18 protein-coding genes are annotated in these 17,520 nt (G+C 69.7%); 8 read left to right on the forward strand and 10 right to left on the reverse strand.

From position 1 onward, the window contains the following. Nucleotides 1-25: 25 nt before the first annotated feature. The 5 genes from AB0M14_RS15975 to AB0M14_RS15995 form a co-directional block, all read right to left on the reverse strand. Complete coding sequence (locus AB0M14_RS15975) at nucleotides 26-442, reverse strand: response regulator transcription factor (protein ID WP_364994743.1); 417 nt, start codon at nucleotides 440-442, stop codon at nucleotides 26-28. A gap of 403 nt (nucleotides 443-845) precedes the next feature. After that, nucleotides 846-1,523, reverse strand: a complete 678-nt coding sequence (locus AB0M14_RS15980) for a hypothetical protein (protein WP_364994745.1) — start codon at nucleotides 1,521-1,523, stop codon at nucleotides 846-848. A gap of 156 nt (nucleotides 1,524-1,679) precedes the next feature. Then, nucleotides 1,680-2,645, reverse strand: coding sequence for a hypothetical protein (locus AB0M14_RS15985; protein WP_364994748.1), 966 nt, complete (start codon nucleotides 2,643-2,645; stop codon nucleotides 1,680-1,682). 275 nt (nucleotides 2,646-2,920) lie between these two features. Then, nucleotides 2,921-3,751, reverse strand: coding sequence for a SigB/SigF/SigG family RNA polymerase sigma factor (locus tag AB0M14_RS15990; RefSeq protein WP_364994751.1), 831 nt, complete (start codon nucleotides 3,749-3,751; stop codon nucleotides 2,921-2,923). Between the two features lie 121 nt (nucleotides 3,752-3,872). Beyond that, a complete protein-coding gene (locus AB0M14_RS15995) occupies nucleotides 3,873-6,617 on the reverse strand; it encodes a LuxR family transcriptional regulator (protein WP_364994754.1) in 2,745 nt (914 codons plus the stop codon). Between the two features lie 73 nt (nucleotides 6,618-6,690). On the opposite strand from AB0M14_RS15995, the gene AB0M14_RS16000 reads away from it, so the two are divergent. From AB0M14_RS16000 to AB0M14_RS16015, 4 genes are all read left to right on the forward strand, one after another. Continuing rightward, nucleotides 6,691-7,140 carry an SRPBCC family protein gene (locus AB0M14_RS16000; protein WP_364994757.1) on the forward strand — a complete coding sequence of 150 codons (450 nt, stop codon included), beginning with the start codon at nucleotides 6,691-6,693 and terminating at the stop codon, nucleotides 7,138-7,140. A 25-nt stretch (nucleotides 7,141-7,165) separates the two neighbouring features. Continuing rightward, complete coding sequence (locus AB0M14_RS16005; RefSeq protein WP_364994759.1) at nucleotides 7,166-8,368, forward strand: MFS transporter; 1,203 nt, start codon at nucleotides 7,166-7,168, stop codon at nucleotides 8,366-8,368. A 2-nt stretch (nucleotides 8,369-8,370) separates the two neighbouring features. Beyond that, a complete protein-coding gene (locus AB0M14_RS16010; RefSeq protein ID WP_364994762.1) occupies nucleotides 8,371-8,790 on the forward strand; it encodes a Dabb family protein in 420 nt (139 codons plus the stop codon). A 172-nt stretch (nucleotides 8,791-8,962) separates the two neighbouring features. Next, a complete protein-coding gene (locus tag AB0M14_RS16015; RefSeq protein WP_364994765.1) occupies nucleotides 8,963-9,832 on the forward strand; it encodes an SDR family NAD(P)-dependent oxidoreductase in 870 nt (289 codons plus the stop codon). 8 nt (nucleotides 9,833-9,840) lie between these two features. On the opposite strand, the gene AB0M14_RS16020 is transcribed toward AB0M14_RS16015, so the two are convergent. Beyond that, a complete protein-coding gene (locus AB0M14_RS16020) occupies nucleotides 9,841-10,803 on the reverse strand; it encodes a methyltransferase (RefSeq protein ID WP_364994768.1) in 963 nt (320 codons plus the stop codon). A gap of 72 nt (nucleotides 10,804-10,875) precedes the next feature. Between AB0M14_RS16020 and AB0M14_RS16025 the strand changes: the two genes are divergently transcribed. Next, on the forward strand, nucleotides 10,876-11,322 hold the full coding sequence (locus tag AB0M14_RS16025) for a MarR family transcriptional regulator (protein WP_364994771.1): 447 nt from the start codon (nucleotides 10,876-10,878) through the stop codon (nucleotides 11,320-11,322). 4 nt (nucleotides 11,323-11,326) lie between these two features. Here the strand turns inward: AB0M14_RS16025 and AB0M14_RS16030 are convergent, their stop codons facing one another. Beyond that, nucleotides 11,327-11,722, reverse strand: coding sequence for a DUF6223 family protein (locus AB0M14_RS16030; protein ID WP_364994774.1), 396 nt, complete (start codon nucleotides 11,720-11,722; stop codon nucleotides 11,327-11,329). A gap of 185 nt (nucleotides 11,723-11,907) precedes the next feature. On the opposite strand from AB0M14_RS16030, the gene AB0M14_RS16035 reads away from it, so the two are divergent. Together AB0M14_RS16035 and AB0M14_RS16040 are read left to right on the forward strand one after the other, a co-directional pair. Continuing rightward, nucleotides 11,908-13,008 carry a histidine kinase gene (locus AB0M14_RS16035; RefSeq protein WP_364994776.1) on the forward strand — a complete coding sequence of 367 codons (1,101 nt, stop codon included), beginning with the start codon at nucleotides 11,908-11,910 and terminating at the stop codon, nucleotides 13,006-13,008. Next, entirely contained in the window at nucleotides 13,005-13,667 is a 663-nt protein-coding gene (locus tag AB0M14_RS16040) for a response regulator transcription factor (protein ID WP_364994779.1), read from the forward strand. Before AB0M14_RS16035 ends, AB0M14_RS16040 begins: the two co-directional genes overlap by 4 nt. 1 nt (nucleotide 13,668) lies before the next feature. Here AB0M14_RS16040 and AB0M14_RS16045 read toward each other — a convergent pair whose 3' ends face one another. Next, nucleotides 13,669-14,286, reverse strand: coding sequence for a TetR/AcrR family transcriptional regulator (locus tag AB0M14_RS16045; RefSeq protein WP_364994782.1), 618 nt, complete (start codon nucleotides 14,284-14,286; stop codon nucleotides 13,669-13,671). Nucleotides 14,287-14,322: 36 nt separating this feature from the next. Here AB0M14_RS16045 and AB0M14_RS16050 point away from each other — a divergent pair, with 36 nt between their 5' ends. Next, complete coding sequence (locus tag AB0M14_RS16050) at nucleotides 14,323-15,756, forward strand: serine hydrolase domain-containing protein (RefSeq protein WP_364994785.1); 1,434 nt, start codon at nucleotides 14,323-14,325, stop codon at nucleotides 15,754-15,756. Here AB0M14_RS16050 and AB0M14_RS16055 read toward each other — a convergent pair. Further along, nucleotides 15,740-16,696 (reverse strand): alpha/beta hydrolase, encoded by a 957-nt coding sequence (locus AB0M14_RS16055; RefSeq protein WP_364994788.1) that lies wholly within the window; start codon nucleotides 16,694-16,696, stop codon nucleotides 15,740-15,742. The two genes, AB0M14_RS16050 and AB0M14_RS16055, sit on opposite strands and share 17 nt — an antisense overlap. 120 nt (nucleotides 16,697-16,816) lie before the next feature. Continuing rightward, nucleotides 16,817-17,446, reverse strand: a complete 630-nt coding sequence (locus tag AB0M14_RS16060; RefSeq protein ID WP_364994791.1) for an NAD(P)H-dependent oxidoreductase — start codon at nucleotides 17,444-17,446, stop codon at nucleotides 16,817-16,819. Nucleotides 17,447-17,520: the final 74 nt, after the last annotated feature.

Here is a 17,520-nt window from a genome sequence, read left to right on the forward strand (position 1 = left end):
GCCTTCGATCATGTGCGGATCGGCGTCATCCGAGCTCGACGTCGAAGCAGTCCTGGCCGGCCGCGACGCGCCGGACGGCGTCCAAAATGTGGTCGAACAAACCCGTTTTCAGCACCAGTCCGGCGCCGCCGGCGGCGAGCACCCGGTCGGCCACCTCCCGGTTCGCGTCTCCGGTGAAGACCAGCACCCTGGCCTGCGGAGACACCTCGCGCAGCCGGTGGATCGCGGCGACGCCGTCACCGTCGGGCATGCGCCGGTCGAGCAGGATCACGTGCGGTTGATGCCGGCCCGCGGCGGCGATCGCGGTCTCGAGGGAGCCCGCCGTTTCGACCACCTCGATGTCGTCGACGAGTTCGAAGGCAGACTGCAACGCCATGGCCACCATGGGGTGGTCCTCCGCTACCAGAAGCCGGGTGCCCGTAGCGTCGCCGTGACTCGGCATAGAGCGAATTTTAGGCAGGTCCCGGGTGGTTACCGCCGGGTATCGAGGAGTTGGGGTCCGGCCCCGGCCGATAGGGTAACTTCGGCCTGCCCGACGGGCGACGGAAGTCACCGGACTCGGGTACCGTTCGGCCCTGCTGCCGGGTCGATGCGCTGTGCGAGGGTTATAGGTGCCGGTCACCGCCGGTCGGAGCACGGCCCACCAGCTACCCGAGGGACGCCAACCGCGATACCCGAATCGCATTGCCCAGCACTCTGTTTCGCCGCCTCACCCCCGTTTCGCTGCCGGAAGGCAGTGAGAGGCGACGGAACCCGCCGGGCAAGCGAACCGGGATCGCGGAGCAGGTTTGCCGAGCTCGAACGCACCGCGGCGGCCGGCATTGACCTGTGCGCCGTCTGCGGTCCTAGGTCGAAACCCGTTTGAGATCGCTGACGAGCCAGCGTCCGTCGGGCTGTTCCTCGGCGGTGATGATCGTGGCGATCAGCGAAATACTCGGGCTGGGGCTGAGATTGCTGGTGGTCGATTGTTTGACATAACCGACCCCGAGCGCGGTGGTTCCGGTGACCGCGCGCAGTCCGCAGTTGAATTCGAGAACTTCGCTGCGATTGTTGGTGGCGAGCAGATAATCGCGAGTCGCGCGCTGGGTGTCGATCAGCTGTTGCCGGTAGGGGCCGGTCGTCGCCGTGATCGCTCCCGCGAAATACTGATCGAGCGTTTGCGGGTCGTACGTCCAATTGTGGCTCATGTAATTGTGAATGGCGTGCAACGCGGCGATGTGCCGATTGCCGATGCGCGCGATTTCCGGAGCCAGGACGGCGGGGGCCGCGGTCTGTGTCGTGATGGCTCCGTTGGTCGCGGCGGCGGCGCGGGGGGCGGTGGTTTCCACTGCCCCGGCGGCGGGGTCGTCTCCGGCGTTGCGCAGGTAATGCGCCGAACCGAGCGCGACGACGCCGAGGGGCAGGACGCCGGCGATCGCGGCAAGCTTGCGCCGGTTGACAACTCGCGGTGCGGGCTGAACCTCAGGAAATGGCGGCGGCGCAGCCGGGGCGAAGGGTGGCGGCTCGTCTTCAGGTCTGGTCACCGAGTGTTCCTCTCTGTTGGTCAGCCGCTGCGAAACGCTACCCCCAGCAGCGATAGCCAGTGCGAGAATCCCCAGACTTTCCGCCCCACAACCCAATTCGGTCAGATAAATGAGTAATGCCGCTTTAGCGCCATTTGTCTGAATTCGCGCGCTGGATCAACGAATGGTGACTCGGTTCCATGAATCTCCGCCATCGCGCGTCAGGTACAAATGATCCTCGCTGTCCGGAGCTTGTCCGCTGTACGGCAGGATCGCGAAACCGACGGTGGGCGTGAAGAATTGGCCACGGGTGAGGCTCGAGTTGGCGCGCATCGTCGAGGGGGCGGGTGGGCTGGCGGTCTTGCGCCAGGTGCGGCCGCCATCGTGGGAGGTGAGCAAGGCGGTCTTGTCGTCCTCGTCGGGGACCGCCACGAGTAGATCGCCGGCGCTCGCCGCGGCCGTCAGGCTGCCCGGCAGGACGCCGTGATCGGTGAAAGTGGTTCCGGCATCGGAGGAGTAGAAGAGGTGGTGAGTGCTGGGATCGGTTTCCGGCGCGGGGACGCACGTCGCCAGCAGTTCGGATTCGGAGAGTGCCACCAGCTTCGGTCCCGGCCGGCCCGAACAGGGCAGTGCCCAGGTCGACCATCGGCCATCGACCAGGCGGGCGTCTCGGCCCGGGGACGCGAGGCGGGTCGGGGAGGATTCGCTGCCGCCGAACCAGGTGGTCGATCCGGAACGCGCCACCCCGAATTCATGTGATGTCGTGCGGTACTCGGCGGCGTCGACGGAGACGCGGAAGGGGTCGGACGTCGTAAAAGCATCGGTCTCGACCGGACTACTGGCGATCCGCATCTCGCCCGCATAGGGATGGAAGGCCGCCACCTGCACGGTCCCGTTCGCGACGACCGGTTCGACGGAGTATTCGCGTACCCGGATGCCCGGCAGCGCGACCCGTCGCCAGGTCGAGCCGCCATCGTGCGTGGACCACAGTTCGGGCCCGGTCGAGGTCCAGTCGGCGGGACGATGGGACGCGAACCAGTTCCTGGAATCGGCGAACACCACCCGATCCAGCGTGACGGGCGGGACCGGCGCCTTGCGCCAGCCGCGACCGCCATCGGTGGTGTGGTGAATCTCGGTGCACACGCCACCGCAATTGCTCCGGGAACCGACTACCCAGCCCTCGTCGCCGGTGAGGAAGAAGGCAGATCGCGGCTGGAAGCTCGACTGCGGCTCAAATGAACCACACCCCATCGCAGCCGCCGTCGCGACCAAGACGATCGCGAGTAACCAGCGATGAAACGCCGTGCGCCCCTGACTCATCCAACCCCCACCGTCGAGCAATCGAACCGGCGGAAAGCATATCGAGGGGGATCACCCGAGTTGTGGAGATGGTGTGCGGATTACGCGTCGGTGCGGGTTCATGCGACCGACCGCCGGCGGATGGGCGGCGGTTCGGCCATGGCCTGCGTCCGCAGGCTGTCGAGGGTGGCGGTCAGAATTCGCGACACCTGCATCTGGGAGCAGCCGATCAGCCGGCCGATCTCGGCCTGGGAACGGTTCTCCCAGAACCGCATGATCAGGACCCGGCGCTCCCGGTCGGGCAGGGCGGCGATCAGCGGACGGACCGTCATCGCGTCCTCGAGCAATCCGTAGAGCGGCTCGACGCCGCCGAGGGTGTCCCGGATCGAGGGCGACGATCCCTGCTCGTCCGACGGGTATTGGGCGTCCAGCGAATCGGCGGCGTAGGCGTTGCGGGCGACCAGCGCCTGGGTGACCTCGGTCAGTTCCAGGTCGAGTTCGGCGGCGATCTCGCGGGCGGTCGGCCCCCGCCCGAGCCGGTGGGTCAGGTCGTCGATGGCCGGACCCAGTCGCTGCTGTAGTTCTTTGAGTCCTCTGGGCACTCGCACGGCCCAGCTGTGGTCCCGGAAGTGCCGGCGCACTTCACCCATGATGGTGGGAATGGCGAAGGCGAGAAACGGCCGGCCCTGGGATATATCGAAGCGGTCCACCGCGTTCATCAAACCCAGCCGCGCGATCTGCGTCAGATCCTCGAGCTCCTGCCCGCGGTTGGCGAACCGGCGCGCGATGTTCGCGGCCAGCGGCAGGCAGCGGTGCACGATCTCCGCGCGCAGCGCGGCCCGCTCCGGGTCCTCGGCCGCCAGCGCCGCCAACTGCTCGAACCACGGCTCGATGTTCTCGTAGGCGGCCTGGCCGGGCTCGGACGCACTACCTGCCGTGGACTTGCTCATCTGAACTCCTCGTTCCGCCAACCGATTCGGGCTCGGTTCTGATACCCGGCCGCGGCGGCCCCAAACGGTGGCTCCGCACCCGGATCCGTCAGGCCCGCCCCCCCCGGGCCGGCGAAACCGCCTAGCCCACGGTCGCCGCGCTGCCGATATCGGGCAGCGTCCGCAGCTGTCTGCGTGAGGTGACGCCGAGCTTGCGGAAGATGTTGCGCAGGTGGGCGTCCACGGTGCGCGGGCTCAGGAAAAGCTGTGCGGCAACCTCTTTGGAGGTGGCACCGGTGGCGACCAGGCGGGCGATGTGCAGTTCCTGCATGGTGAGCTGTTCGTAGCTGGGCTGGGTCCGGCTGCGAGCCTGTTCGCCGGTGGCGCGCAGTTCGTCGGCGGCGCGTTTGGCGAAACCCGCCATGCCGATGGCGGTGCACGATTCGTGGGCGATGCGCAGCTGGTCGCGGGATTCGCGGCGCCGGCCCTGGCGGCGCAGCCACTCGCCGTAGAGCAGGTGGGCGCGGGCGCGGCTGGGCCGGATCGTGCACTGCGCCAGGTGGTCGAGGGATTCTCGATAGTCGTTCTCGTTGTCCGAGACCAGCGCTCGTGCGGCGGCGGCGACCCCGAGACTCCAGGGGGTGCCGGCGGCCTCGGCTCGTTCGGTCAGCTCCGCGGCCGCGGCCCCGGCGAGATCGCGCTCGCCCGTGCGCACGGCGGCCTCGACCACCTCCGGCAGAGTGACCGCGGTGAGGAACAGCGCACGGTGCTCGAGGACCCGGCGGGCCGCGGTGAGCGCCGCGGCGTAGTTGCCCGTCGCGACAGCTGAGATCGCCTGCGCCCAATGCACATTGGCGATCAGGTCTTCCTCGCCCCGGGCCTTGGCCGCGGACAGCGATTGTTCGGCGAGTTCGGCGACGGTCGCCTGCTGCCCGGCCAGCGCCGCCAGATGTAGTCGCGGATAGAACTGCGGTTCGGCCCCGAACGCGTCGGCGATCGCTTCCTCCTCCGCGATGGCCGCGGCCGCCGCGGCGAAATCGCCGCTGTGCACACCGGTGACCGCGACCTGGGCCAGCCCGAGCCGCAGCAGCAGTGGCGAACCGGATTCCCGGCCGGCGCGCATCAGCCCTTCGGTGATCCGGCCGTGCGCGTCGAGATCCCACAGCTCGCCCGCCAGGATCACGCCCAGCGCGGGCCGGCGGGTCCACAGCTCGTTGCCGCTGTCGGCGAGGATCGGCCGGAGGGCGGCGGCCGCGCCGCGATGATCGTCGGCGGCCAGCAGGAGCATGGCGTCGAGCAGGACATCGGCGCTGCGAGCGGGTACGGGGGCGGGCGGGGCGAACCGGGCCGCGGCCACCACCAGGTCCATCACGCCGCTGGAGCGGCCGACGTTCAGCGCCATTTCCAGTGCTTCCAGAAAGCTGTCCCGCGATCGGCTCGCGTCTACCTCGATCAATCGCCGCGCGGCGCGCAGCATGAAAGCCGGGCCGTCGCCGTCGGTCTGGCGCACGAAGGCGAGCTGGCCGCGCAGCTGATCTACTCGGGCCGAATGCAATTCGTCGAGCGCACCGTCGGCGACGGTGGTCAGCAGGTCCGCGGCGGCTTCGGTGGCGCCCGCCGTCAGCTGGGCGCGTACCGCGGTCAGACTGCGCTCGACCCGGAGCGCGGGGTCACGGGTGAGCGCGGCGGCGCGTGCGAGGAACGCCGCCGACGCGGGAACTCCGCCGCGCACCTCGGCGCGGGCGGCCGAGCGTTCCAGCTCCGCGGCGATCTCGTCGTCGGGCCCCGCGCAGGACAGGGCCAGATGCCACGCCCGCCGATCCGGGTCGGCGGCCGCGTCGGTGGCCGCGGCCAGCCAGCGGTGCGCCGCGCGCCGCTGCGCGGGCTCGGCGGCGCGATACACCACCGATCGGGCCAGCGGATGGCAGAAGCGCACGCGCGCACCGAATTCCGCCAGGCCCGCGGAATCCACGGCATTCCGCAGCTCGGCTTCGGAATGCGACACGGCCCCCGGCGGATCGGCTTCGGCGTGCGTCACGGCCTGCCACAGCAACCCGGCATCGCCGGTCGGATCGGCGCTGGCGAGGGTCAGCAGCAGCCGGTTCGGCGCGGGCAGGGTCGCCAGCCGGGACCGGAAGCTGTCCTCGATGGCGGCGGTCACCGGATACTCGTCCGGCCGGGCGAAGCCGCCCGCCAGACCCGCACTGCGCGGCAACTCCAGCAGCGCCAGCGGGTTTCCCCGCGCCTCGGCCAGAATGCGTTCGCGGACACGGCCGTCCAGGGGCGTCCGGACGGTGGCGGCGAACAGGGCGCGCGCCTCGGCGTCGGTCAGGCCGGCCAGATCGATACCGGGCAGCGGATCCAAAGCCGAAGCGCCCTCCGGCTTCCGGGCCGCGATCACGATCGCGATCGACTCCGAGCCGATCCGGCGGCTCAGGAAGGACAGCGCCAGCGCCGACGCGTGATCGAGCCAGTGCGCGTCATCGACGACACATAGCAACGGCTGGTCTCGAGTCGCGGCGACGAGCAGTTCCAGCACGCCGACCCCGATCGCGAACTGATCGGGTGCGGCGTCGGTCAGGCCGAACGCGCCCTCCAGTGCGCGACGATGCGCGGGGGAGAGGCCGTCCAGTCGCCCGAGCATCGGCCGGCACAGCTGGTGCAGGACGGCGAACGGCAGCTCCCGCTCGAACTCCGACCCGGCCGCATGCAGCACACGGAACCCGGTGGCGACCCGCTCGGTGTGCGCGAGCAGGGCGGACTTGCCGATCCCGGGCGCACCGCGCAGCACCAGCGCCCCGCCCCAGCCGTCGCGTGCCGAGCCGACCAACTCCGCGAGGCAGCGAACGGGCTCCGCCCGGCCCACCAGATCGATATCCGCCGTCATGCCCGGAGTGTAGGCAGAAGTAGGTGATTTCTACCGACGCGACCGTCGGTTCCCCGCTGCGACTGTTGACCTCATGAGCGGAACAATTACCGAGATCGACACCACCGCCCCGGTGGTCGCCCGGCACGAGATCGTCATCGCGGCATCGCTGCGGCGAGTGTGGGACTTGCACACCGACATCGACGCCTGGACCGGCTGGCAACCCGATATCACCGCCGCGGCAATCGACGGGCCGGTCCAGCCCGGCACCGTATTCCGGTGGAGCACTTTCGGACTCGACATCGAATCCACCATCTACTCGGTCCAGTATCCGCACCGCATCGTGTGGGGCGGTCCGGCGCACGGCATCACCGGAGTCCACGTCTGGACCTTCACCGAACTCGACGGCGCGGTGCTTGTTCGCACCGCGGAGTCGTGGGACGGCGAGCCCATCCGCGCCGACATCGACGGCATGCGCGCCGCGCTGGACAGCGCGCTGATCTCGTGGCTCGGCCACCTCCAGCGGACCGCTGAATCCAGCTGAATCTCATCGACGAGAGGAGACGCACATGAGCGCGACACCTGGCGCGGCGGCGCGACGGGACGCGGTCACGCCGACGCGCGCCGCCCGCGGCGCGGTGCTGGCGGCGGCGATGCTGACCCTGATGGCGCCGGCGGTCATCGCTCCGAGCCTGCCCGCGATGCGCGCGGTCTTCTCGGACGTGGCCGGAGCCGATGTGCTGGTGCGGCTGGTGCTGACCATCACCTCGCTGGCGATCGGCCTCACCGCGCCGCTGGCCGGCCTGGCCGCGGACCGGATCGGGCGCAAGCCGCTGCTGGTCGGCAGTCTCGTGCTGTTCGCCGTCGCCGGCGTGGCCGGATACTTCGCCGAGACGATCGGCGTCCTACTGGCGACGCGAGCCCTGCTGGGTGTCGCGGTCGGCGGGATCATGACGGCGGTCGGCGCCATCGTCACCGACTGGTTCGACGGGCCGGAGCGCGCGTCCTTTCTCGGACTGCAACAGGCTTTCGCGAGTCTCGGCGGCGTGGTCTTCCTCCCGCTGGCGGGCCTGCTCGCCGCAATCCACTGGAAGTCGCCGTTCTGGATCTATGCCGCCGCCGCGGTCGTCCTGCCGTTCGCGGTGCTCGCGGTGCGAGAAGGGCCGCGAGACAACGCTTCCCGGACGATCGGCAGCGAGGGCGGGCCGAGACCGGGCATCCTCCGGCCGGTCGCGGGCCTCTACCTGCTTGCCTTCCTGGTGACGCTCGCGTTCTATATGGCGCCCACCCAGCTGCCGTTCCTGCTCGCGGAATTGGGTACCGGGCCCGCCGTGGCCGGCGCGGTGATCGCCGCGACCACACTCAGCAGTGCCGCTGGCGCACTGGCCTTTCCACGGCTGCGGGCCCGCTGGACCCCGAGCGTTATCACCGCGGCCAGCGTCGCGTTGCTCGGCCTGGGCTGGGTGCTGGTCGGTACCGCGCACACCGTGGCGCAAGTGGTGGCGGGCCTCCTCGTCGGCGGCTTCGGCGTCGGCCTCGCCGTCCCCAACCTGAATCTGCGACTGAGCGACCTCGCTCCGGCCGCCCACCGCGGCCGCATCCTCAGCGGTCTGGTCACCGGAATCTTCCTGGGCCAGTTCCTGTCTCCGCTGATCGTCCAGCCCCTCATCCGGACCACCGATATCGGCGGCGCGTTCCTCTGGACCGGCCTCGCCATGACCACGGCCGCGGCGCTCACTGTGCCGCTGCTCAAATCCCGAGAGAAGGAATGACAATGATCTACCACGGCAACCGCTTCACCCTCCGCGCCGACGCCACCCCCGAGGCGATCGAGGAAGCCCTCGAGAGCCTGCGCAATCAGGGCCGGGTCATCCCCTCGGTCAAGTCCTTCGTGGTCGGCCGTGACTTCGGCGGCGAATACGAGTGGGGCGCGGTCTTCGCCCTGGAGGACCTGGCGGGCTACTGGGAGTACCTGATCCATCCGGCGCACCGCAACACCGACCGCGTCGGCCTGCCCCTGGTGGACAAGTTCGCCTCCTTCGACATCACCGACGATCCGGATCCGGAGATGAGCGCCAAGATCGCCGCCCTGCATCAGCGCCGGTACGACAGCGATCCGGAACTGACGAAGCTGGTTTCCGACCTCGGCGAGTACAGCGGCAGCGCCGCGCCGGGCCCGCACGGCGAGAAGTAGTCCCGCACAACCGAACACCGCGAACCCCTGCCGGAACCACTCTCCGGCAGGGGTTTCGCGGTACCGATGCGGCGGCGATCAGGAATACCCAGTCCCGTGTAGTGGGAAGCCTTGGGATGGCATCGATTTCAGCACTATACGGCGTCAGATCTATAAATTAGCATTGCTCACTATGTTTGGAATCGCCGCGGAGTGGGCAAACAAGATCGTTCGGTGTCTCGACACCGAGCTGAGCCTCACGCGATTGCGCCGCACGCAGACGCTCGAAGAAGTGGCCGCCGGACGGACGGTGCTGATCACCGGGGCTTCCTCCGGGATCGGGCGGGCCACGGCGCTCCGGATCGGCGCCGCGGGGGCGACTGTCGCGCTGGTGGCCCGTCGGGAGCCGGAACTGCGCGCGGTCGCGGCGGAGATCGAAGCGCTCGGCGGCAAGCCGTACGTATACCCGTGTGATCTCACCGATTTCGCGGCAGTGGACGCACTGACGAAGCAGGTGCTCGCCGATCACGGCGGCGTGGATGTGCTGATCAACAACGCGGGCAGGTCGATTCGGCGCCGGCTCGACGAATCCTATGACCGCTTCCATGATTACGACCGCACGATGCGGCTGAACTACCTGGCCCCGGTGCGACTCATGCTCGCGCTGGTGCCCGGGATGCGCGAGCGCGGCTACGGCTCGATCATCAACGTGCTCTCGATCGCCAACCTGGCCGGCGCACCGGGCTACTCCGCCTACACTGCGTCCAAAGCGGCCCTGGACGCGCTCTGCGCCAACCTCCAAGTCGAAACCCGTTCGGACAACGTGCGATTCACCTCGGTGTTCATGCCGATGGTACGCACGGCGATGATCGCCCCGAACGAGATCTACAAGAACGCCCAGGCCCTGACCCCGGAACAGGCCGCAGAAGCCATCGCCGACGGCGTCATCGACCGCCCCCGCCGCATCGCCCCCATCCTCGGCCGCTTCACCGTCGTCCTGGACCACCTCATCCCCGAGACCCTGGACGACCTCCGCGCCAAGCTCTTCGAGAAGGGCGTGTAGTCGGCACGTCAGCACGGCTCGGCGACCAGCAGGGAGAAGCGTTCGTCGCAGCGCCGCACCGGGGCCGGCCGGAATCCGGCCGCCGCGGCGAGCGCGCTCCACTCGTGTTCGGTGCGGTCGGCGCCCCCGGCTACGGCCATCATCTCGATGTCGTCGAACTTCGCGTAATGCGGCTCGTTGCCCGCCGGGATCATCGTTTCCACGATCAGTACCGGTGCGGATCTCTTGCGCAGCACTGTCAGGACGGCGATCACGTCGTCGTCCGGCAGCGTGTGCAGACAACTCTTGATCACGTACACGTCCCCGGCCGGGACCTCCGCGAAGTAGTCGCCCGCCACTAACTGCACCCGCCCGGCGAACTCCGCCAGCGTCTCGCGCGCGACCGGCAACACCGGCTCCTGGTCGAACAAGATTCCGCGCGCGTCCGGATTGCGGCGCAGCACTGCGGCGAGCAGTGCCCCGGATCCGCCGCCCACGTCGACAATCGTGCCGTGCGGCGGGAATTCGTACGCGCCGGCGATCGGGACCATCGCCTGCCCGTGGAACGCGCTCGCGGCCTGCCCGAAGATCGCGGCGACCTCCGGATTCTCGTGCAGGTACTGGTGGATGCCCTGACCGTAGACGGCGTCGAACGCGGGCTCGCCGGTCCGCACGGTATGGGTGAGCCGCGCGTACGGCGCCCAGAACGGCTCCAGCGCGAACATCCGCGCCGCGAACCGCAGGGATCCGGGCACATCCGAGCGCAACCAGCGCGCGGTCTCGGTCAGCCCGAATCGGCCCGCGGCGTCCTCGGCGAATACCCCTATGCTCGCCGCGGCGCGCAGCACCCGGTACAACTCCCGCGGCCGCACGTCCAGCCGATCGGCCAATTCCGCGGGCGTCAGGGGTTTCTCGGCGACCGCATCGGCCACGCCCAACTCGGCCAAGGTCGCCAGCACCGGCGGAATCCACTTGCCCGTCAGGTACGTCATCAACTGATCTCTGGACATCGCATTCCCTTCGGTCAGGTTGCCTGACCAAAACGGTAAGGTAGCCTGACCCTCATGTCAACGCCGCGCTACTTCGGTCTCCTGCGTCTCGCCTTCGATCAGGCCATCGACGCCCTGCTGGCGGAGATCGGGCCCCGGCATCCCGATCTCCGCCCGGCGCACCTGCTGCTGTTCCGCTACGGCGGGATCGACGGTTCGCACACCGCCGAACTCGCCGCGCACGCCGGAATGACGAAGCAGTCCATGCACGAACTGGTCCGCCACCTGGAGCGGCACGGCTACCTGGTGCGCGAAACCGATCCACAGGACACCCGCGCGCGCCGGGTCCGGCTGACTCCGGCGGGCCGAAAATTGGAGCGACAGCTCACCCAGGGCATCGCCGCGGTCCTGGACGACTGGGAACGCAGGCTCGGCACCGAGCGGTTCGACCAGCTGTGGGCGACTTTGCAGGAGCTCACCGGTGACACCGGTCCGCTGCCCGATCGCGCGGCACTGTCCTGACCGCTCAGTGCCGGACGCCGCGGCGATGGGATCGGATCGCCGTCGCTCCGAGGATCATTGCGATCAGGCCGAGTGCGATGGCCGCCCACGCGCCCACGATTCCGTTGCCGGTGCCGGGGCCGCCCTCGGCGGTGCGGGCGAACAGCGTGCCGACGATAGCGCTGATCAGGCCTGATGCGAGCGCTGTTACCGCCGTGCGGTAGGTCGGCGACCGGAGCGCGAGGACGCCGACGGCGACAGCGGTCAGCGCCACCAGCGCGGTGAGGGTAGGGCCGAGTCGGCCGGAGGTCATGCCGGACGGGGCCGCGACGAGCGTGACCTGTGCCGCCGCCGGGGCGGCGAGTGCTACGCCCGCTAGCAGGAAAGTCGTTGTCGCGGTGCATAGCTGACGGATGGACATCGGATGCTCCTTCTTCGGAATGGGGCCATCATGTCCGCCGGACCACCTTCCGGTCGTCGTGCCGGAGAAGACACTTTCCCCTGCCGCCGGCGGCGCAGCGCGGTGTGTCACTACCGCGTTCGCGGTAGTCCGAGATCATCCGTGCACAGGTGTTGCCGGGGTACGGGGCGGGCTAGGGTTCATCCATGAAGGGCTGGCTCGGAGACTGGGCGATAGCTGCCGCGGTCGCCGCGGTCGTGCTGGTGGCCGGAGTGGCCGCAGAGCCGGCGCCGGCCGGTCCGGCCCCGCTGGGCTATCTGTTGCTGATCGTGAGCGGCCTGGCGCTGGCCGCGCGTCGCCGGGCCCCGATCCTGGTCCTGGCGGCAACGGGGTTGTGTGCGCTGGGGTATCAAGCCATCGGCATCGATGTGCCTGCCGTCGCGTTCGTTTTCGCGGTGTATGCCGGGGTGCGGGCGGGCCATCGCATGCTCACGGTGGTGGTGGCGGTGCTGGTGCTGGCCGCGCTCCCGCTCGCGGCCTGGGCGTCGGTGCACGACGCCGGTGAAGCGTTCGCGCAGGCGCGCGGGGCCCTCGAGATCGCCTGGCTGATCGCGGCCGGTGCGGCGGGGGAGGCGCTGCGGCAGGCCGAGCGGCGCGCGGACGAGGCCGAGCGCACCCGCGAGGAAACCGCGCGCCGTCGCGCCGACGAGGAACGCCTGCACATCGCTCGCGAACTGCATGACTCACTCACGCACCAGATTTCGGTGATCAAGGTGCAGTCCGAAGCCGCCGTGCACGTGGCGACCAGACGCGGCGAGGCGGTACCGGAGCATCTGCTGGCGATCCGAGAGGCCGGCCGGGAGGCGGCCCGGGAACTCCGCGCCACCCTGGAGGCCCTGCGCGACGACGGGGCCGCGCCCCGCCCCGGGCTCGACCACGTCCCGGAACTCGTAGCGCGTGCCCGCACAACAGGTTTGGACGCGACCCTGACGATCGAAGGCGAACCGCAGGACGTCCCCCTCGCGGTGGATCGGACCGGCTACCGGATCGTCCAGGAATCGCTGACCAACATCGCCCGGCACGCGTCCGCCGCGTCCGCTTCGGTCCGGATCGACTACCGCCCGGAGGCATTGGTCATCCGAGTCGAGGACGACGGCACGGCGCGACCCGGCACTACGCCGGTACCCGGCGTCGGCCTGCTCGGTATGCGGGAACGCGTGACCGCGCTGGGCGGGCGCCTGCGGACGGCGCCACGCGGCGCCGGCGGTTTCGCCGTGCACGCCGAACTACCGGTGGATCCAGCATGATTCGCGTCCTGCTCGTCGACGACCAGCCGCTCATCCGCAGCGGATTCCGCGCACTGCTGGAGCTGGAGGACGACATCGAGGTGGTCGCCGAGGCCGCCGACGGGAGCGCGGGCCTGGACCTGGCCCGGCGGCACCGTCCCGACATCGCACTCGTCGACATCCAGATGCCGGTCCTCGACGGCATCGAGACGACCCGCCGCATCGCCGCCGATCCGGCCCTCGCGGACGTGCACGTCGTCATCCTGACCAACTACGGCCTGGACGAATACGTCTTCCACGCCCTGCGCGCCGGCGCGGCCGGCTTCCTCGTGAAAGACATTCAGCCCGAGGACTTCCTGCACGCCGTCCGGGTCGCGGCCCGCGGCGACGCCTTGCTCGCCCCCTCGATTACCCGCCGCCTGATCGACCGCTACGTCGCCCAGCCCCTCGACACCGGCGCGTGCCCCGGCCTGGAAGAACTCACCACCCGCGAACGCGAAGCCGTCACCCTCGTCGCCCAGGGCCGGTCCAACGACGAGATCGCCGCCCATATGGTCATCAGCCCGCTCACCGCGAAAACCCACATCAACCGCGCGATGACCAAACTGCACGCCCGCGACCGCGCCCAATTGGTCGTTCTCGCCTATGAATCCGGCTTGGTGACGCCGCGCCCGCGGTGAGTCACGCGTCGTGGTGCCGGCAGCGCCCGGTGAAGACCGTGGCGAGGACCGGCCGCAGCAGGTCATCAGGCTTTGCGGCGATGCCGAGAGCCAGGGTGTCGGCGAGGCCGCGAGTGGTGGCGAGGATGAGCGCCGCGGCGGCGTCGGTGTCGATCCCGGATTCGACTTCGCCGCAGCGCTTGCCGTTGTCGATGGCCCGTGCGACGCGGCGATGGGTGTCCAGGCTCGCGTGCCGGGCGATCTGGGCGAGGGCCGGGTCGTGGCAGGCCGAGGTCCAGAGGCTGCGTTCGACCCGGAACTCGACGGTGCGCTCGGCGTCGACCGGCAGCAGCTCGTGCAGGCAGGACAGCAGCATGGTCGAGATGGGCGCGTGCGCGGCCTCGCCGGCGTCGACGTGGGCGGCGATGCGCGCGTCGATCCGGCGCAGGCAGTGCTCGTAGGAAAACCGCAGCAGCGCGGCCTTGTTCGCGAAGTAGTGCTGGATGAGACCCACCGAGATGCCCGCCTCGGCGGCGACGCGGGCGAAGGTGACCTGGGCCAGGCCCTCGGCGGCGAGGAGCCGCTGGAAGGCCTGGGCCATGAGCTCCCGGCGTTGATCATGGTCGGCGGTTCGTGGCACGTGACAACAATACCGCCATATGGTTATCGTTCCAATATGGCGGTACTTTTATTACGTCTGATGGTGGTGGTCGGTGTGCTGATGCTCGGATCACCCACTGCCGCAGCGCAACCCGCGCCGTACGCGGAGCTCGACCGGTTCGTCCGCGATCGGATGCGGGCGCTGGACATTCCCGGCGTGGCGTACGCCGTCGTGGAACCGGCGGGCATCGTGCACACCGGTACGGCCGGCGTCGACGGTGCCGGTGCCGCGGTGACGGATTTGACGCCGTTCCTCTGGGGGTCGGCCGCGAAGCCGGTGACAGCCACCCTGATCACGGCACTTGCCGAACAAGGGCGGATTCAGCTCGACGCGCCGGTCGTCCGGTATCTGCCCGCGTTCCGGACCCGCGACGAGGCGCGCTCGGCGCGCATCACGATTCGGCACTTGCTCGCTCAGACCAGCGGCTTCGCCACCAGCACCCGGTACACCGACCGCACCGATTCCGGACGTAAGCCCGCGGACGTGCTCCCCGAGCTGGCCGACGCCGAGTTGGTGAGCGAACCCGGTGCGGTGCACCACTATTCGAGTACGAACTATCTGATCCTCAGTGCCGTGGTGGAGGCGATCACGGGCCGGGCCTTTCCCGACGTGCTCACCGAAATGGTGCTGGCTCCGCTCGGAATGCACTCGGCGGTCACCGATCCGGAAGGGGCGCAACGGGTTTCCCGCGGCCACCGGTTCGTCTTCGGTCAGGCCGTTCCCTTCGCGGCCCCGTTCGACCCGGTCGGTGTCGGCTACGGCTACCTCGGCGGCACGGTGCGCGACGCCGCGGCCTTCGCCGCCGCCGGGCTCGGGGGCGTGCTCACCGAGGCGCAGCGCGCCCAGAAATTCGAGGGCGAGGCGCGCACCAGCGCGGGCAACTTCTACGGACTCGGTTGGCGTCGCGGGACACTCCCGGACACGGAGTCGCCGATGGTCTGGCACGGCGGCGCCGCGCCCGGGTACTTCGCGCACGTCGTCCTGTTGCCCGATCGATCCCGCGCCGTGGTGCTGCTCGCGAATGCGTACGGCACTTTCCACGAGCCACAGTTGCTGGCAACAGGTTTCGGCCTGGCCCAGCTGGCGGACGGCGTGGCGGCGAAGCCGGACGAAGCCGGGTACGTCTACTGGTCGATACTCGCCGGATTGCTCACCCTGGCACTGCTGTTGGTCGCGGCGAACGTCTTCGGGTTCCGGTCGCTCCGGCGCGAGCCGGGCGCACCGATGCGCGCCGTGATCATCGCGGCAGCCTGGTCGGTGGGGCTGGGCGCACTGCTCTACGCGATGTCGGTGCTCGTTCCCGGGCATTTCGGCGTTTCGCTCGGCCAGATCGTGCTGTGGGCGCCGGATATCGCCTGGTTGCTCTATGGCTCCGTCGGCCTGGCGGTTTCCCTGGCGTTGCTGCGCGTCGCGATCGGGATCCGCGGCGTCGTCACGCGACGAGGGTGAGGTGCGCGCCCGTGCGCTCGTTCCGGGCGCCGGCCCGGGTCATCAGCCGGGCGAGTGCGCCTGCGACCTGTGTCGGCTGCTCGAGAATCACCGAGTGACCGGCGCCGTCGACGAGCACGAGATCGGAATATTCGACGGCGTTCGCCATCGCGACCGAATGCGATTGCGGCGTCATGAGATCCGCGGAGCCGCACAGCACCAGCGTCGGGATCCGGGACAGCAGCGGCAGGGCGTCGGTGCGGTCGAAGGTCATGAAGGCGCTCAGGAAGCTCGCCATGGTGACGATCGGGGTCTGGTTGTGCATCGCGTTGGCCAGGGCGAGGACGCGCGGGCTCACCTTGCGATTGCCGAACTCGGCGGTCCGGATGACCGGCGCGAAGACCTTGGCGGCCAGCAGTTTCGCGTGCCGCATCAGGGTGGGTGCGCGGCGGACCGCGGCCTGGAAGACCGAGATGGCGGGGTTGCGGAGCAGGCGGCCGAAGCCCGCGTCGGCCAGGCCGTCGGCGGCGGTCGCGATGAGGGCGACACCGGTGATCCGGGTGCCGATCTGCTGCGGCTGCTGGGCGGCGTAGGTGAGCACGGTCATCCCGCCCATCGAATGTCCCACCAGGACAACGGGACCGGTGGGCGCGACCGCGTCGAGCACGTCGCGTAGATCGTGACCGAGCTGTTCGAGGTTGTAGGTCTGACGCGGTGCGGCGGCGGAGTCGCCGTGGCCGCGGTGATCGTAGGAGACGATCCGGGCCGCGGGGTAGTGCCGGCGCAGCGCGTCCCGGACGTAGGTCCAGGACGCGGTGCGCAGGCAGTGCCCGTGCAGCAGCACGACGGTCAGGTCCGCGTGGCGCGGACCGTATTCGCGCACCGAGAGCAGCACGCCGTCCGCCGCCGGCACCGTGACACGCCGTTCCGCCGAGTCGGCGATCGTGCTGCGGTTCGACATGGGGTGCTCCGGGTTCGCTGGTGTTTCCTCCACTTTCCGCCGCGCGGGCCGTCGAGCACAGCACCCCGAGAGCTGAGGCTCGGCACCTGGAGGGGGAGCGGATCCCCACCCAGGGTGGGCTCAGACCGCGAGTTCGGCGACCCGATCGCGGGCCGCCGCCAGCGACGCGCTCAGGCGCTCGCCCCCGAACTCGTCGTTGCCGACGTAGACGAACTGGAGATCCTCGATCCCGATGAAGCCGAACACGGTGCGCAGGTAGGGCTCCACCTGATTGAGCGCCGCCAGGGGACCGTCCGCCTGGTATCCGCTGTCCCCGGTGGAAACGATGAAGAACGCGCGCTTGCCCGGCGGCAGCAGCGGCGCGTAGGGATTGTCGAGTTCCGGGTCGAAGGAGAAGGTGCGCCCGACCCGGACGATCTGATCGATATAGGCCTTGAACATGGCCGGAATGCCGAAGTTGTACATCGGGACGCCGGCCACCAGCACGTCGGTGGCCAGCAGTTCGTCGACCAGCTCGTCGCTCACCGCCAGGTCCGCACGCATCCGCGGCGTCCGCTTCGCGGGATCGGTGAACGCCGCCGCGATCCAGCCTTCGGTGACGTGCGGCGGCGGCTGGACCCCGAGGTCGCGGTGCGCGACGGTGACCTCGGAATGCTGTCCGGCCCACCGGGTTACGAAATCCTCGGTGAGGCTGCGGGTGTGCGAGCGGGCACCGCGCGGGCTGGCGTCGAGATGAAGCAACGTGGTCATACCGGGAAGCGTGCCGCAGCCGCGGGCGCCCGCGTAAGAGCGCACAATTCTGTAACTCGGTACCATTTTTGTCA

Origin of the sequence: Nocardia sp. NPDC051832, assembly GCF_040681285.1 — a bacterium.
Taxonomy (GTDB): domain Bacteria; phylum Actinomycetota; class Actinomycetes; order Mycobacteriales; family Mycobacteriaceae; genus Nocardia.